This is a genomic window from Klebsiella sp. KP20-425-1 (assembly GCF_025813515.1).
Classification (GTDB): domain Bacteria; phylum Pseudomonadota; class Gammaproteobacteria; order Enterobacterales; family Enterobacteriaceae; genus Klebsiella; species Klebsiella pneumoniae.
The window spans coordinates 3,341,974-3,358,256 of the sequence record NZ_CP109614.1 but is presented as its reverse complement, the minus strand read 5'-3'; the positions used below and the strand labels follow the sequence as shown (position 1 = coordinate 3,358,256).

Genomic DNA, 16,283 nt, shown 5'->3' with positions numbered 1-16,283 from the left:
CTTCATTCTCGGCGCGGGTATGACAAAATAGCGGTTTTGTGTTGGCTTGTGGAGTCACTCGTGCAGGATCGCAATTTCGATGACATTGCTGAAAAGTTTTCGCGCAATATTTACGGCACCACAAAAGGCCAGTTGCGTCAGGCGATCCTCTGGCAGGATCTGGAACCGCTGTTGGCGCAGCTGGGGCCGGGACCGCTGAGGGTGCTGGATGCCGGCGGCGGCGAAGGACAAACGGCCATCAAAGTCGCGCAACTGGGCCATCACGTGACGCTGTGCGATCTCTCCGCTGAGATGGTGGCTCGCGCCCGCCAGGCGGCCGCCGATAAAGGTGTGATCGACAACATGCATTTTGTACAATGCGCGGCTCAGGATATTGCGCAGCATTTGGAAAGCCCGGTCGATCTGGTACTGTTTCATGCGGTGCTGGAGTGGGTGGCGGAGCCCCAGGAAATACTGCATACCCTGTGGTCGACGCTGCGTGCTGGCGGTGGACTGTCATTGATGTTCTACAATGCTAACGGCCTGTTGATGCACAATATGGTTGCCGGTAATTTTGATTACGTTCAACTGGGCATGCCAAAAAAGAAAAACCGCACGCTGTCGCCGGATTATCCGCGTGAACCACAGCAGGTTTATCACTGGCTGGAAGAGATTGGCTGGCAGATCGTCAGCAAAACCGGCGTGCGGGTGTTTCATGATTATCTGCGTGAAAAACGCCAACAGCATGACAGCTATGCGGCGCTGCTGGCGCTGGAGACGCGCTACTGTCGTCAGGAGCCGTATCTCAGCCTGGGCCGTTATATTCATGTCACCGCGCTTAAGAGCCAGGCTCATAGCCGCAGATGCAAGGATAAAGTATGAGTGAATTTTCCCAGACAGTCCCCGAACTGGTTGCCTGGGCCAGAAAAAATGATTTTTCAATCTCGCTACCAGTCGACAGACTCTCTTTCCTGCTGGCGATCGCCACTCTGAATGGTGAACGACTGGAAGGAGAAATGAGCGAGGGTGAACTGGTGGATGCGTTCCGCCACGTCAGTGATGCGTTTGAGCAGACCAGCGAAACCATCAGCCAGCGCGCCAATAACGCGATCAACGATTTGGTGCGCCAGCGTCTGCTGAACCGCTTTACCAGCGAAATTACCGAAGGCAATGCGATCTATCGCCTGACGCCGTTGGGGATTGGGATCACCGATTATTATATCCGTCAGCGCGAATTCTCGACGCTGCGTCTCTCGATGCAGCTGTCGATCGTCGCCGGCGAGCTGAAGCGCGCGGCGGACGCCGCGGAAGAGGGCGGTGATGAATTCCACTGGCATCGCAACGTTTTTGCGCCGCTGAAGTATTCCGTAGCGGAAATTTTCGACAGCATCGACCTGACGCAGCGCATTATGGATGAGCAGCAGCAGCTGGTGAAAGACGATATCGCGCAGTTGTTGAATAAAGACTGGCGCGCGGCGATTTCCAGCTGTGAACTGCTGCTGTCGGAAACCTCCGGCACCCTGCGCGAACTGCAGGATACGCTGGATGCGGCAGGGGATAAGCTGCAGGCGAACCTGCTGCGCATTCAGGACTCGACCATGGCGCGCGACGATCTCCATTTTGTCGATCGGCTGGTGTTCGATCTGCAAAGCAAGCTCGACCGCATCGTCAGCTGGGGTCAGCAGGCGATTGACCTGTGGATCGGCTACGACCGCCATGTGCACAAGTTTATCCGTACCGCTATCGATATGGATAAGAACCGCGTCTTCGCCCAGCGTCTGCGCCAGTCGGTACAGACCTATTTTGATGAACCGTGGGCGCTAACTTACGCCAACGCCGACCGCCTGCTGGATATGCGCGATGAAGAGATGGCCCTGCGCGATGAAGAGGTCACCGGCGAGCTGCCGGCGGACCTCGAATTTGAAGAGTTTAACGAAATTCGCGAGCAGCTGGCGGCGCTGATCGAAGCGCAGCTGGCGGTCTATAAAGAGAAAGGAATACCGCTGGATCTCGGCCTGGTGGCACGGGAGTTCCTGGCGCAGTATCCGCGCGGGCGTCACTTCGACGTGGCGCGGATCGTCGTGGATCAGGCGGTACAGCTGGGCGTCGCCCAGGCAGATTTCACCGGACTGCCGGCAAAATGGCAGCCGATTAATGATTACGGAGCCAAGGTACAGGCGCATGTCATTGACAAATATTGAACAAGTGATGCCGGTTAAGCTGGCGCAGGCGTTGGCCAATCCGTTATTTCCGGCGCTGGACAGCGCCCTGCGCGCGGGCCGTCATATCGGTCTCGACGAGCTGGATAATCACGCATTTTTGATGGATTTTCAGGATTACCTGGAAGAGTTTTACGCTCGCTATAACGTCGAGCTGATCCGCGCGCCGGAGGGATTCTTCTACCTGCGCCCGCGGTCCACCACGCTGATTTCGCGCTCGGTACTGTCCGAGCTGGATATGATGGTGGGCAAAATTCTTTGCTATCTCTATCTCAGCCCGGAGCGCCTGGCGAACGAAGGGATTTTTACCCAGCAGGAGCTCTATGACGAGCTGCTGACCCTGGCCGATGAATCCAGGCTGCTGAAGCTGGTGAACAACCGTTCCACCGGTTCGGATCTGGACCGCCAGAAGCTGCAGGAAAAAATGCGGGCCTCGCTTAACCGCTTACGCCGTCTGGGGATGGTGTGGTTTATGGGCCACGATAGCAGCAAGTTTCGCATTACCGAATCGGTATTCCGCTTTGGCGCCGATGTGCGCGCCGGCGACGACCCGCGCGAAGCGCAGCGCCGTCTGATCCGCGACGGGGAAGCGATGGCCCTGGAAAATCACCTGCAGCTCAATGATGAGAATGAAGAAAACCAGCCGGATAGCGGGGAGGAAGAGTAATGATTGAACGCGGTAAGTTTCGCTCGCTAACGCTGGTTAACTGGAACGGCTTCTTTGCCCGGACCTTTGATCTTGATGAACTGGTGACCACCCTCTCCGGGGGGAACGGCGCGGGTAAGTCCACGACCATGGCGGCCTTCGTCACGGCGCTGATCCCGGATTTAACCCTGCTGCACTTCCGTAACACCACCGAAGCGGGGGCCACCAGCGGCTCACGCGATAAAGGCCTGCACGGTAAGCTGCGCGCCGGGGTGTGTTACTCGGTACTCGATGTGATCAATTCCCGCCACCAGCGCGTGGTGGTCGGCGTGCGCCTGCAGCAGGTCGCCGGGCGCGATCGTAAAGTCGATATTAAACCTTTCGCCATTCAGGGACTGCCGACCTCTATCCTGCCGACCCAGCTGTTGACCGAAACGCTGAACGATCGCCAGGCGCGCGTCGTGAGCCTCAACGAGCTGAAAGATAAACTCGAGGCGATGGAAGGGGTCCAGTTTAAACAGTTCAACTCGATCACCGAATATCACTCGCTAATGTTCGATCTGGGCGTGGTGGCGCGTCGCCTGCGTTCCGCCTCCGATCGTAGCAAGTACTACCGCCTGATTGAGGCCTCGCTGTACGGCGGGATCTCCAGCACCATTACCCGCTCGCTGCGCGACTACCTGCTGCCGGAAAACAGCGGCGTGCGTAAAGCGTTCCAGGATATGGAAGCGGCGCTGCGGGAAAACCGCATGACGCTGGAAGCCATTCGCGTTACCCAGTCCGACCGCGATCTGTTTAAACACCTGATCAGCGAAGCCACCAACTACGTGGCGGCGGACTATATGCGTCACGCCAACGAGAGGCGCATTCACCTGGATAAGGCGCTGGAGTATCGCCGCGATCTCTTCACCTCGCGTTCGCAGCTGGCGGCTGAGCAGTATAAGCACGTCGACATGGCGCGCGAACTGCAGGAGCATAACGGCGCGGAGGGCGATCTGGAAGCCGATTACCAGGCCGCCAGCGATCACCTGAACCTGGTGCAGACTGCGCTGCGTCAGCAGGAAAAAATCGAGCGCTACGAAGCGGATCTCGACGAGCTGCAGATCCGTCTGGAAGAGCAGAATGAAGTGGTGGCGGAAGCCGTCGATCGTCAGGAAGAGAACGAAGCCCGCGCTGAGGCCGCCGAGCTGGAAGTGGATGAGCTGAAAAGCCAGCTCGCCGACTATCAGCAGGCGCTCGATGTGCAGCAGACCCGCGCCATTCAGTATAACCAGGCGCTGCAGGCGCTGGAGCGCGCGAAGGCGCTGTGCCATCTGCCGGATCTGACCCCGGAGAGCGCCGACGAGTGGCTGGAAACCTTCCAGGCGAAAGAGCAGGAAGCGACGGAGAAAATGCTGTCGCTGGAACAGAAAATGAGCGTGGCGCAAACCGCGCACAGCCAGTTTGAACAGGCTTACCAGTTGGTGGCGGCGATTAACGGCCCGCTGGCGCGCAATGAAGCCTGGGACGTAGCGCGCGAATTGCTGCGCGACGGCGTGAACCAGCGCCACCAGGCCGAGCAGGCGCAGGGGCTGCGCAGCCGCCTCAACGAGCTTGAACAGCGCCTGCGCGAGCAGCAGGACGCTGAGCGTCAGCTGGCCGAGTTCTGCAAACGCCAGGGTAAACGCTACGATATCGACGATCTGGAAACGCTGCATCAGGAGCTGGAAGCGCGCATCGCGTCGCTGGCCGACAGCGTCTCCAATGCTCAGGAGCAGCGCATGGCGCTGCGTCAGGAGCTGGAGCAACTGCAGTCGCGTACCCAGACGCTGATGCGTCGGGCGCCGGTCTGGCTGGCGGCGCAGAACAGCCTTAACCAGCTGTGCGAGCAAAGCGGCGAGCAGTTTGCGTCCGGCCAGGAGGTCACCGAATACCTGCAGCAGCTGCTGGAGCGTGAACGAGAGGCTATCGTTGAACGTGACGAGGTCGGCGCCCGCAAGCGCGCCATCGACGAAGAAATCGAGCGTCTTAGCCAGCCGGGCGGTTCGGAAGATCCGCGCCTCAACGCCCTGGCGGAACGGTTCGGCGGCGTTCTGCTGTCCGAGATCTACGATGATGTTAGCCTGGACGATGCGCCGTACTTCTCCGCGCTGTACGGTCCGTCGCGCCATGCGATCGTGGTACCGGATCTGTCGCGGGTAGCCGAGCAGCTTGAGGGACTGGAAGATTGCCCGGAAGATCTCTATCTGATCGAAGGCGATCCGCAGTCCTTCGATGACAGCGTATTCAGCGTCGACGAGCTGGAAAAAGCGGTGGTGGTGAAGATTGCCGATCGCCAGTGGCGTTATTCGCGCTTCCCGTCGCTGCCGCTGTTTGGCCGCGCGGCACGTGAAAACCGCATTGAAACCCTGCATGCCGAGCGTGAATCGCTGTCAGAGCGTTTTGCGACCCTGTCGTTCGATGTGCAGAAAACCCAGCGCCTGCACCAGGCCTTCAGCCGCTTTATCGGCAGCCATCTGGCGGTGGCTTTCGAGGACGATCCGGAAGAAGAGATCCGCAAACTCAACAGCCGCCGCGGCGAGCTGGAGCGTGCGCTGAGCGCCCATGAAAGCGATAACCAACAGAACCGTGTGCAGTACGAGCAGGCGAAAGAGGGCGTGTCGGCGCTCAACCGCCTGCTGCCGCGCCTGAACCTGCTGGCGGATGATACGCTGGCCGACCGCGTGGACGAGATCCAGGAACGTCTGGACGAAGCGCAGGAGGCCGCGCGCTTTATTCAGCAGCACGGTAACCAGCTGGCGAAGCTGGAGCCTATTGTTTCGGTGCTGCAGAGCGATCCGGAGCAGTTTGAGCAGCTGAAAGAAGATTACGCCTATGCGCAGCAAACCCAGCGCGATGCGCGTCAGCAGGCTTTTGCCCTGGCGGAAGTTGTGCAGCGCAGGGCCCACTTCAGCTACTCCGATTCGGCGGAAATGCTCAGCGGCAACAGCGATCTCAACGAGAAGCTGCGCCAGCGTCTGGAGCAGGCGGAGTCCGAACGCAGCCGCGCGCGCGACGCGATGCGTGCCCATGCGGCGCAGCTTAGTCAGTACAATCAGGTGCTGGCCTCGCTGAAGAGCTCGTATGACACCAAGAAAGAGCTGCTCAACGATCTGTATAAAGAGTTGCAGGACATTGGCGTGCGCGCCGACGCCGGCGCGGAAGAGCGTGCTCGCGCGCGTCGCGATGAGCTGCACATGCAGCTGAGCAATAACCGCTCCCGACGCAATCAGCTGGAGAAAGCGTTGACCTTCTGCGAAGCGGAAATGGACAACCTGACCCGTAAACTGCGCAAGCTGGAGCGCGATTACTGCGAAATGCGCGAGCAGGTGGTGACCGCCAAGGCGGGCTGGTGCGCGGTGATGCGTCTGGTGAAAGACAACGGCGTCGAACGTCGTCTGCATCGCCGCGAGCTGGCCTATCTCTCCGCCGATGAGCTGCGCTCAATGTCGGATAAGGCGCTGGGGGCGCTGCGTCTGGCGGTCGCCGATAACGAACATCTGCGTGACGTGCTGCGTATCTCGGAAGATCCGAAGCGTCCGGAGCGCAAAATTCAGTTCTTCGTTGCCGTATACCAGCATCTGCGCGAGCGTATTCGTCAGGATATTATTCGCACCGATGATCCGGTGGAAGCGATCGAGCAGATGGAGATCGAGCTCAGCCGCCTGACCGAAGAGCTGACCAACCGTGAACAGAAGCTGGCGATCAGTTCCCGCAGCGTGGCCAACATTATTCGCAAAACCATTCAGCGCGAGCAGAACCGTATCCGGATGCTCAACCAGGGTCTGCAGAGCGTCTCCTTCGGCCAGGTCAACAGCGTGCGTCTGAACGTCAATGTGCGTGAGACCCACTCGATGCTGCTCGACGTGCTCTCCGAGCAGCATGAGCAGCACCAGGATCTGTTTAACAGCAATCGTCTGACCTTCTCTGAGGCGCTGGCCAAGCTCTATCAGCGTCTCAACCCACAGATCGACATGGGGCAGCGCACGCCGCAAACCATCGGTGAAGAGCTGCTCGACTACCGCAACTATCTGGAGATGGAAGTGGAAGTTAACCGCGGCTCCGACGGCTGGCTGCGCGCGGAGTCCGGCGCGCTGTCTACCGGGGAAGCTATCGGTACCGGGATGTCGATTCTGGTGATGGTGGTGCAGAGTTGGGAAGATGAATCCCGTCGCCTGCGCGGCAAGGATATCTCGCCTTGCCGTCTGCTGTTCCTCGATGAAGCGGCGCGTCTCGACGCCCGCTCCATCGCCACCCTTTTCGAGCTGTGCGAACGTCTGGAGATGCAGCTGATTATCGCAGCGCCGGAGAACATCAGTCCGGAAAAAGGCACTACCTATAAACTGGTGCGTAAGGTGTTCAATAATCACGAACATGTGCACGTCGTGGGGCTGCGCGGGTTTGCCGCGCCGCTGCCGGAAGCGCTGCCGGGAACGGCCGACGCCTCCTGACGATGCAGCTCACTACTGGCGGGTAAGCGCTGAAAAGGGCAACGTTAAGTTGCCCTTTTTGCTATCCAGCTTGCTATGCCAGGGTGGTATAATCTTTAAGCTTCTTTACATTAGGTAAGGCAAAAGCCTTTTCGTCTTTATATACTGTGTTAAAGCCCACGAATTTGTGGGCGGCAATGTGTGACAACAGGGGGCAAGGGATGTTGCTTAAGAAACGGTATGGTCGTCCATTGTCAGCGCTCAGTCTGAGCCTGGCAATGGCATTTGCTCCGCTGTTCAATGTCCAGGCCGCAGAGCCTGAAGTCGTACCAGGTGATAGCTCCGCTACGCCTGGAGAGCTTTCCGTCGCGCTGTCGCAAAGCGACGGGCAATCGCCGGCGGTCGCGAAGCTGGCCGGTGAGCAGCCGCTGTCGATGGAAGCCGCGGCGAACAGTCGCGCCCAGATCGAAGCGCTATTGCCGGCTGGCTACAAACCCGTCTTTATGAATCCGCTGGTCTCGCTATACGCCGCCAGGGATATGAAACCGATGTGGGAAAACCGCGAGGCGGTGCAGGCGTTCCAGCAGCAGCTGGCGGAGATCGCCATCGCCGGTTTTCAGCCGCAGTTTACCACCTGGGTCAGTCTGCTGACCGATCCTGCCGTCAGCGGCATGGCGCGCGATGTGGTGTTGTCTGATGCCATGATGGGCTATCTGCACTTTATCAGCGGCATCCCCACCCAGGGGACCCGCTGGTTATATAGCTCGACACCGTACAAGATGGCGACCCCGCCGCTGTCGGTGATTAACCAGTGGCAGCTGGCGCTGGATAATGGCTCCCTGCCGGCGTTTATCGCCGGCCTGGCGCCGCGTCATCCGCAGTATGAGGCCATGCACCAGTCGCTGCTGGCGCTGGTGGCTGATTCACGTCCATGGCCGCAGATGACCGGCAGCGGCTCGCTGCGCCCGGGAGAATGGAGCAATGATATCGGCGCGCTGCGCGAGATCCTCCAGCGTACCGGGATGTTGGAAAATTCCGCCAATATCGTTCTGCCCGGCGACGTGGTGAGTCCTTCGGCGAAGAAAAAGAGCAAGCCCGCGGCGCGCGGTGTGTACGATCGCCAACTGGTGGAGGGCGTTAAGCGCTTTCAGGCCATGCAGGGGCTGGGGGCGGATGGGGTCATCGGCCAATCCACCCGTGACTGGCTCAATGTCTCATCGGCGCAGCGCGCTGGCGTGCTGGCGCTGAACATTCAGCGTCTACGTCTGCTGCCAGGCAAACTATCGACCGGTATCATGGTGAATATTCCCGCGTTTTCGCTGGTCTATTACCAGGACGGCAGTCAGGTGCTGGCCTCGCGGGTGATCGTCGGACGTCCGGACCGCAAGACGCCGATGATGAGCAGCGCGCTGAACAACGTAGTGGTCAATCCGCCGTGGAACGTACCGCCCACCCTGGCGCGCAAAGATATTCTGCCGAAGGTGCGTAATAATCCTGGCTATCTGGAGCAGCATGGCTACACCGTGATGCGCGGCTGGAACAGTAAAGAGACCATCGATCCTTACCGGGTTGACTGGTCAACCATCACCGAGAACAATTTACCGTTCCGTTTTCAGCAGGCGCCTGGGGCACGTAATTCACTGGGGCGTTACAAGTTTAATATGCCGAGTTCGGATGCTATCTATCTGCACGATACGCCGAATCATAATCTGTTTCAGAAGGATGTCCGTGCGCTCAGTTCCGGCTGCGTCAGGGTCAATAAAGCCTCGGAGCTGGCCAATATGCTGCTGCAGGACGCGGGCTGGAATGACACGCGCATTTCCGACGCCCTGAAGCAGGGGGATACGCGCTATGTCAATATTCGGCAAAATATACCGGTGAATTTATATTACTTAACGGCGTTTGTGGACGCTGATGGACGTACACAATATCGAACAGATATTTACAATTACGATATCACCGCGCGATCCAGCGCACAAATTCTGACGAAAGCGGAACAATTAATCAGGTAAATGAAGTAGTTCAATGGATTTTGTTGTCCTAGCACTGGGTAAAAAAGGGCGCTGCACCTCTGCAGCGCCCGATTTTCCTGGGGTGAGGCTGCCTTGACGTTGGCAATAATGCCCGGTAAGGTGCCTTTCGTGCGCCAGAAGTGCATATACATATCATTCCGCTCAATGCGTAGCGCGGTTAGCGCGAACGCTCTCCTTTGCCGGGCAACATCTCGGTCGTGGCGAGCGATAGCGAGCTGATCCTGGCATCGCGCAAAGCGGAAAAAGTATATAACGATTCATTGACTGTAGACCTGATTATCATGGACAAATTTGACGCTAATCGCCGCAGATTGCTGGCGTTGGGTGGCGCTGCGCTGGGTGCTGCCGCCATTCTCCCTGCGCCGGCATTTGCCACCCTCTCGACCCCCCGTCCGCGTATTTTGACGCTGAATAACCTGCATACCGGTGAATCGCTCAGGGCGGAGTTTTTCGATGGCAGAGGCTATATTCAGGATGAATTAGCAAGACTTAACCATTTTTTCCGTGACTATCGCGCGAATAAAATTAAGTCCATCGATCCAAATCTGTTCGATCATCTTTATCGGTTGCAGGGACTACTTGGCACCAACAAACCTGTCCAGCTTATCTCTGGCTATCGTTCCCTTGATACCAACGATGAGCTTCGCGCACGAAGCCGTGGTGTAGCGAAACACAGCTATCACACCAAGGGGCAGGCGATGGATTTCCATATTGAAGGTATTTCGTTAAGCAATATTCGCAAAGCGGCGTTATCTATGCGCGCAGGTGGTGTAGGATATTACCCACGTAGTAACTTTGTGCATATTGATACCGGTCCCGTAAGGCACTGGTAACGAAAGGAGCGTCATGAACTATCGTATTATTCCGGTTACCGCGTTCGCGCAGAACTGTTCTCTTATCTGGTGCGGGCAAACCCGGCTGGCGGCGCTGGTCGATCCTGGCGGCGATGCTGAACGTATCAAAGCGGTGGTGGCGGAGGCTGGCGTCACGCTGATGCAGATCCTGCTGACGCATGGCCACCTCGATCACGTTGGCGCCGCGGCTGAACTGGCGCAGCATTATGGCGTACCGGTTATTGGTCCGGAAAAAGAGGATGAGTTCTGGCTGGAAGGATTACCGGCGCAAAGCCGGATGTTCGGCCTGGAGGATTGCCAACCGCTGCGTCCGGATCGCTGGCTTAATGAAGGCGATGTGGTCAATGTGGGGAATGTGGCGCTGCAGGTGCTGCACTGCCCGGGCCATACGCCGGGCCATGTGGTCTTTTTTGATGACGCCTCCCGACTGCTGATCTCCGGAGACGTGATTTTCAAAGGCGGGGTGGGACGCAGCGATTTTCCGCGCGGCGACCATGGGCAGCTGATTGCGGCTATCAAGGAAAAGCTGTTGCCGCTGGGCGATGATGTGACCTTTATTCCCGGCCATGGTCCGCTGTCGACGCTGGGTGAGGAACGCCGTAATAACCCGTTTCTGCAGGATGAGATGCCGGTCTGGTAACAGACATGACGCGAACACATAAAAAAGGCCGCATTCGCGGCCTTTTTCTTTATACCGAATACTATCGCTTACAGTACGGCGACGATGGCTTCGCACAGCGGCGCCATATTGTCAGGCGTCATCCCGGCCACGTTGATACGTCCGGAAGCGACCGCATAGATGGCGAACTCTTCGCGCAGGCGCAGCACCTGCTCTTTAGTCAGGCCGCTGAATGAGAACATGCCGTTCTGCTGGCTGATAAAGCTGAAGTCGCGGCTCGCGCCTTTCTCCTGCAGGGTATTGACGAACAGCAGACGCATACGCTGGATGCGCTGACGCATATCGGTCAGTTCCTGCTCCCAGATTGCCCGCAGCGCATCGTTGCTCAGAATGGTGGCGACCACGGAGGCGCCATGCGCAGGCGGGTTCGAGTAGTTGGCGCGGATCACCGACTTCATCTGACTGAAGGCGCGGTCTACAGTCTCTTGATCCGCGGCGACCAGAGTGCAGGCGCCGACGCGCTCGTTGTACAGGCCAAAGTTTTTCGAGTAGGAGCTGGCGACCAGCAGCTCTTTATGTAGAGCAGCAAAAGCGCGTAGCCCTTCAGCATCTTCTTCCAGACCGCGGGCGAAGCCCTGGTAGGCGAAATCGAACAGCGGTAGCCAGCCTTTTTCCACCGACAGCTGCGCCAGCTGCTGCCACTGATCGAGCGTCGGATCGATACCGGTCGGGTTGTGGCAGCAGCCGTGGAACAGTACCACGTCGCCCGCCTGGGCTTCGTTCAGGCTGGCCAGCAGACCATCAAAGTCCAGCGCGTGGTTAGCCGCGTCATAGTAAGCGTATTCGCGCACTTCCAGCCCGGCAGAGGTGAATACGCTTTTATGGTTCGGCCAGCTCGGATTACTTACCCACACACGTTTCACGTCGGTGTTTTTGGCGAGGAAGTCTGCGGCGACACGCAGCGCACCGGTACCGCCCGGTGTCTGCGCGGTGCGGGCGCGTTTATCAGCGATAATCGCATTGCCTTTACCGAACAGCAGCTCCTGGGTGCAGCGACCAAATTCAGGAATACCATCGATGCCCAGATAGTTTTTAGTCGTTTCATTTTCCAGCAGATACTGCTCTGCTTTTTTGACGCTGGTCAGAACGGGCGTTTTACCGGTTTCATCCTTGTAAACACCAATTCCGAGGTTAATTTTTTCAGGGCGGTCATCGGCACGAAACAGATCGGCCAGACCTAAAATCGGGTCGGCTGGGGCGGCGGTAATGTTCTCAAACATGACGAGGTTCCATTGTGATTACTGAAGGGAAATCCGCTATCAGGTTAACGGGAGAATAACGAATTGCCAACCGTTTGCGACAAAAAGCGCGAAGGTTTTCGAAAGAGACGATCTTTGTCTCACGAATACAGAAAAGCAGGACCGAAGTCCTGCTTTGAAGGCATATCACGAAGGGGTGTACTGCAGATTAGAACTGGTAAACGATACCCACGGCCGCCTGGTCGTCAGTGGCGACACCAGCCGCTTTGGTGTAATCGTTGTCGTCCAGCTGGTTGAATTTATACGCAGCGTAGACGTTCATGTTCTTGTTAAAGTAGTACCAGGTACCCACTTCGATGTATTTAACCAGATCCGCATCGCCGCCGGAGAAGCCAGCACGCGACTGCAGGTCCTTGCCTTTGGTCTGTACGTAGCCGATGGACGGACGCAGGCCGAAGTCAAACTGATACTGTACAACTGCTTCAAAGTTCTGAGTTTTACCAGCGAAGTGGTTATCTTCTTCCGGAGTCATGTTGTAAGTCTGGGAGTACATGACGGCCGCATAGATGTTGTTAGCGTCATATTTTGCAGAGGTCGCCCAGGCTTCGGCTTTGTCGCCATTGCCGTCAGCTTTCTGATCGACGCTACGGTTAGAGCTGGAGTAGCCTGCAGACAGTGCGATACCGTTGTCGAACGCGTAGGTGGCTGCGGTGCTGAAGCCGTCGCCATTCTGCTTGCGAATCGCACGGTCATGGTCGTTTTTACCCTGGTACTGCAGCGCGAAGCTCAGACCGTCAACCAGACCGAAGAAGTCGGAGTTACGGTAGGTTGCGACGCCGTTGGTACGACCGGTCATGTAGTTGTCGGTATAGTTCCAGCCGTCACCGCCCCATTCAACCAGCATATCGGTTGCCGCTTCGACGTCGTAGATCGCGCCGTAGTTACGGCCATAGTCGAATGAACCGTATTCGCCCGCTTTCAGGCCTGCGAACGCCAGACGGGTTTTTGTGGTCTGGGAACCTTCAACATTGGACGCGTCCATGTTGTATTCCCACTGGCCGTAGCCGATCAGCTGATCGTTGATCTGAGTTTCGCCTTTCAGGCCGATACGGGCATAGGTGGTATCGTCGCTGCTGGTGTCGCCATTGGTGGTCCAGACGTGCTCGCCGACCATTTTTCCATAGAAGTCCAGTTTGTTGCCGTTTTTGTTATAGATTTCTGCAGCGTTGGCTGCACCGGCTACCAGCAGGGCAGGGATCACCACTGCCAGAATATTGCGCTTCATCATTATTTATTACCCTCATTAATATTTTTTATATGAACACGTGCCACTGCCGTCAATAAGTTCTGTCAATAAAAACTTACAGAACCATTGATGAGAGTTTGGTGTCTGAAGGCATCTTTCCATCCGCGACAACGTTTCGCTAGCCGGAAAATGCTACGAATATCTCATATGAGTAACAAAACGAAAAATCATGTAACTAAATGTGTATTTAACGGAACTTTGTGAACTTAATCAAAATTCCGTTCCACCGGATAAGGGCAAACGCCATTACTTATCTATCTATATGAATTATTTATGATTAATTTGGCTAAGCGGCAATTCGTTCATTTTGTGTATTGAATTCGTATTCTTTTTATTCAGTCTCTGTCTTTGCAAGATGTGCGGGTAAAGGTCAAAAAATGAGCAAATTTATCAGCGGTTTTGCTCAGTTATGAACATAAAGTGCGATCTACATCACCAGGATGCACCGAAACAGTGCGTAACATAATTGTGATTTCCGGGTCTTGATGTTTAAGGTTGTTGAATTTTACTAACAGTAATTGACATAAAAAAAGGCCAGCTTGCGCTGGCCTTTCAGATTGATGTCAGAAAAATTTAGAATGTCGCGTTGCGCGGCGTCCGCGGGAACGGAATAACATCGCGGACGTTCTGCACGCCGGTGACGTAAGCGATGAGGCGTTCGAAGCCCAGACCGAAGCCGGAATGCGGCACGGTGCCGTAGCGACGCAGGTCGCGATACCACCAGTAGTCTTCTTTGTTAAGACCCATCTCTGCCATACGCGCGTCAAGCACGTCGAGACGCTCTTCACGCTGGGAACCGCCGATAATCTCGCCGATGCCCGGCGCCAGAACGTCCATTGCCGCGACGGTTTTACCGTCTTCGTTAAGGCGCATATAGAACGCTTTAATGTCTTTCGGGTAGTTTTTCACCACCACCGGCGCTTTGAAGTGCTCTTCGGCCAGGTAACGTTCGTGCTCAGAGGAGAGATCCACGCCCCAGTACACCGGGTTCTCGAACTGTTTGCCGCAGTTTTCCAGAATGGTGACGGCGTCGGTGTAATCCACCTGGGCAAAATCAGCGGTGATAAAGCGCTGCAGACGGTCGATAGCGTCTTTATCCACGCGCTCGGCGAAGAACTGCATGTCGTCCGCACGCTCTTCCAGTACCGCTTTGAAGACGTACTTGAGCATCGCTTCCGCCAGGCCGGCAACGTCGTTCAGGTTGGCGAAGGCCACTTCCGGCTCCAGCATCCAGAATTCCGCCAGGTGGCGGCTGGTGTTGGAGTTCTCGGCGCGGAAGGTCGGGCCGAAGGTATAAATCTTCGACAGCGCACAGGCGTAGGTCTCGCCGTTCAGCTGGCCGGAAACGGTCAGGAACGACTCTTTACCGAAGAAGTCTTTGTCGAAATCGACTTTGCCCTGATCGTTACGCGGCAGGTTTTCCAGATCCAGCGTCGACACGCGGAACATTTCGCCGGCGCCTTCGGTATCGGAGGCGGTGATCAGCGGGGTGGAAACCCAGAAGAAGCCCTGTTCGTTGAAGAAGCGGTGCAGCGCCTGCGCCAGGGTGTGACGCACGCGGGCTACCGCGCCAATCAGGTTGGTGCGCGGACGCAGGTGCGCTACTTCACGCAGATACTCGATGCTGTGGCGCTTGGCTGCCATCGGGTAGGTGTCCGGGTCTTCCACCCAGCCGGTCACTTCCACGCTGGTCGCCTGGATCTCAAAGCTTTGACCCTGACCCTGAGAAGCCACGACTTTACCGGTGACAATCACCGAGCATCCGGTGGTCAGACGCAGCACTTCCTGATTGTAATTGGGCAGAGAATTATTAATAACGGCCTGTACAGGATCAAAGCAGGAACCGTCATAGACGGCGAGGAAAGAAAAGCCAGCTTTAGAATCTCGGCGGGTACGCACCCATCCGCGGACCGTGACTTCGCTGTCAACGGCAACGCGGCCCTGGAGTACGTCGGCTACAGGCACAACGCTCATAATAATCTCTCTATGTAGTCCAATAAAAAAGTCTCTTCCCCCAACAGCGGGGGGATATCTATGTTACCTGTCATCTTCCATCAGACAAGTAGATTTCGCACAGGGAAGGGTGGATTTCGGAAATAAATACACCTCCGGGGCGTTCTTTGGCTCCCCATTTCGACTTTTACACGACTTACTCGATAATGACCGTCATTTCCTGCTTCGCATTTTGCATCGACACGATGGTCCGGAAAGACTTGATATTTCCCGAGGCAAAAAAGAGTTCACGGGTTAGCGCTTCGTATTCCGCCATATCACGGACGTTGATCACGAGCAGGAAATCGAAGTCGCCAGTGACATAGTAGACCTGCTGCACTTGCGGACAGGTTACGAAACGCTGTTTATCCTCCTCAAGCAGATCGAGACGTTCATTCTCAATGGTCACCTGCACCATAATGGTGATTGGTCTTCCCACTTTACTGGCGTCCACTAAGCTAACACTGCCTTTAATCACCCCTGCATCCTCCAGTGCAGCGATACGCCGATTGACTGCCGAAGGAGACAGGCTGATCCGATCGGCGATCTCCCGTTGCGACAAGCGATTATTACGCTGCAAGAGCGTAAGAATTTTTTTATCCCATGCGTCAAGTTTCATCATATATCTCGTCCTGCAAGCCTGTGATCAACCTCACTAATGCAACGTTGTTGCGTGAGAATGATAAAACAGAGTGAAAATTGCGGCGCGATGGGCAACTTTGCGCCAATTAACCGCCTGGCGCAGTGTACCATCACAGACAGTGGGAAAGCGGTATATCGCGACAAAAAGCCTCTCACATTCTGACTTAACCAATTTAAAGCGACCGTCCTGTCTCAGGCCGCACGGATCCGTGCACCCGTCGTTTAGGCGGAATGGTCGCAAATAACGTTATCGTCGCAGGACGATATGAAAATAGAGGTGCCTGAA

The 16,283-nt window shown here is 56.4% G+C and carries 11 protein-coding genes; 7 read left to right on the top strand and 4 right to left on the bottom strand.

Annotated elements, in window-relative coordinates; all coding sequences use genetic code 11:
• Nucleotides 1–60 precede the first annotated feature (60 nt).
• From cmoM to OHJ17_RS16615, 7 genes are all read left to right on the top strand, one after another.
• Nucleotides 61–861: a tRNA uridine 5-oxyacetic acid(34) methyltransferase CmoM gene (gene cmoM / locus OHJ17_RS16645; protein WP_016946990.1), complete on the top strand. Its 801-nt coding sequence runs from the start codon at nt 61–63 to the stop codon at nt 859–861.
• Nucleotides 858–2,180 (top strand): chromosome partition protein MukF, encoded by a 1,323-nt coding sequence (mukF, locus tag OHJ17_RS16640; RefSeq protein ID WP_002898189.1) that lies wholly within the window; start codon nt 858–860, stop codon nt 2,178–2,180. The genes cmoM and mukF overlap by 4 nt, the downstream gene beginning before the upstream one ends.
• Complete coding sequence (gene mukE, locus OHJ17_RS16635; RefSeq protein ID WP_004150840.1) at nt 2,161–2,865, top strand: chromosome partition protein MukE; 705 nt, start codon at nt 2,161–2,163, stop codon at nt 2,863–2,865. The genes mukF and mukE overlap by 20 nt, the downstream gene beginning before the upstream one ends.
• The gene (mukB, locus tag OHJ17_RS16630; protein WP_004176682.1) at nt 2,865–7,313 is read left to right on the top strand and encodes a chromosome partition protein MukB; all 4,449 of its coding nucleotides are present in this window, start codon (nt 2,865–2,867) and stop codon (nt 7,311–7,313) included. The genes mukE and mukB overlap by 1 nt, the downstream gene beginning before the upstream one ends.
• 200 nt (nt 7,314–7,513) lie before the next feature.
• Entirely contained in the window at nt 7,514–9,304 is a 1,791-nt protein-coding gene (gene ldtD, locus OHJ17_RS16625; RefSeq protein WP_004211429.1) for a L,D-transpeptidase, read from the top strand.
• Between the two features lie 302 nt (nt 9,305–9,606).
• Nucleotides 9,607–10,158, top strand: a complete 552-nt coding sequence (locus OHJ17_RS16620; protein WP_002898198.1) for a YcbK family protein — start codon at nt 9,607–9,609, stop codon at nt 10,156–10,158.
• Between the two features lie 13 nt (nt 10,159–10,171).
• Nucleotides 10,172–10,819, top strand: a complete 648-nt coding sequence (locus OHJ17_RS16615; protein WP_002898200.1) for an MBL fold metallo-hydrolase — start codon at nt 10,172–10,174, stop codon at nt 10,817–10,819.
• 68 nt (nt 10,820–10,887) lie between these two features.
• Here the strand turns inward: OHJ17_RS16615 and OHJ17_RS16610 are convergent, their stop codons facing one another.
• From OHJ17_RS16610 to OHJ17_RS16595, 4 genes are all read right to left on the bottom strand, one after another.
• A complete protein-coding gene (locus OHJ17_RS16610) occupies nt 10,888–12,078 on the bottom strand; it encodes an amino acid aminotransferase (RefSeq protein WP_002898202.1) in 1,191 nt (396 codons plus the stop codon).
• A gap of 187 nt (nt 12,079–12,265) precedes the next feature.
• On the bottom strand, nt 12,266–13,345 hold the full coding sequence (gene ompK35 / locus OHJ17_RS16605) for a porin OmpK35 (RefSeq protein ID WP_004141771.1): 1,080 nt from the start codon (nt 13,343–13,345) through the stop codon (nt 12,266–12,268).
• A gap of 591 nt (nt 13,346–13,936) precedes the next feature.
• On the bottom strand, nt 13,937–15,337 hold the full coding sequence (gene asnS, locus OHJ17_RS16600; protein WP_002898206.1) for an asparagine--tRNA ligase: 1,401 nt from the start codon (nt 15,335–15,337) through the stop codon (nt 13,937–13,939).
• Nucleotides 15,338–15,512: 175 nt separating this feature from the next.
• Nucleotides 15,513–15,974 (bottom strand): Lrp/AsnC family transcriptional regulator, encoded by a 462-nt coding sequence (locus tag OHJ17_RS16595; protein ID WP_002898209.1) that lies wholly within the window; start codon nt 15,972–15,974, stop codon nt 15,513–15,515.
• Between the last annotated feature and the right edge of the window lie 309 nt (nt 15,975–16,283).

Bases quoted from the DNA above. Each gene is read 5' to 3' on its own strand.
- OHJ17_RS16615 (WP_002898200.1), top strand. From the start codon at position 10,172: ATGAACTATCGTATTATTCCGGTTACCGCGTTCGCGCAGAACTGTTCT.
- OHJ17_RS16610 (WP_002898202.1), bottom strand. From the start codon at position 12,078: ATGTTTGAGAACATTACCGCCGCCCCAGCCGACCCGATTTTAGGTCTG.
- OHJ17_RS16620 (WP_002898198.1), top strand. From the start codon at position 9,607: ATGGACAAATTTGACGCTAATCGCCGCAGATTGCTGGCGTTGGGTGGC.
- mukB (WP_004176682.1), top strand. From the start codon at position 2,865: ATGATTGAACGCGGTAAGTTTCGCTCGCTAACGCTGGTTAACTGGAAC.
- mukF (WP_002898189.1), top strand. From the start codon at position 858: ATGAGTGAATTTTCCCAGACAGTCCCCGAACTGGTTGCCTGGGCCAGA.
- ompK35 (WP_004141771.1), bottom strand. From the start codon at position 13,345: ATGATGAAGCGCAATATTCTGGCAGTGGTGATCCCTGCCCTGCTGGTA.
- ldtD (WP_004211429.1), top strand. From the start codon at position 7,514: ATGTTGCTTAAGAAACGGTATGGTCGTCCATTGTCAGCGCTCAGTCTG.
- OHJ17_RS16595 (WP_002898209.1), bottom strand. From the start codon at position 15,974: ATGAAACTTGACGCATGGGATAAAAAAATTCTTACGCTCTTGCAGCGT.
- asnS (WP_002898206.1), bottom strand. From the start codon at position 15,337: ATGAGCGTTGTGCCTGTAGCCGACGTACTCCAGGGCCGCGTTGCCGTT.
- mukE (WP_004150840.1), top strand. From the start codon at position 2,161: ATGTCATTGACAAATATTGAACAAGTGATGCCGGTTAAGCTGGCGCAG.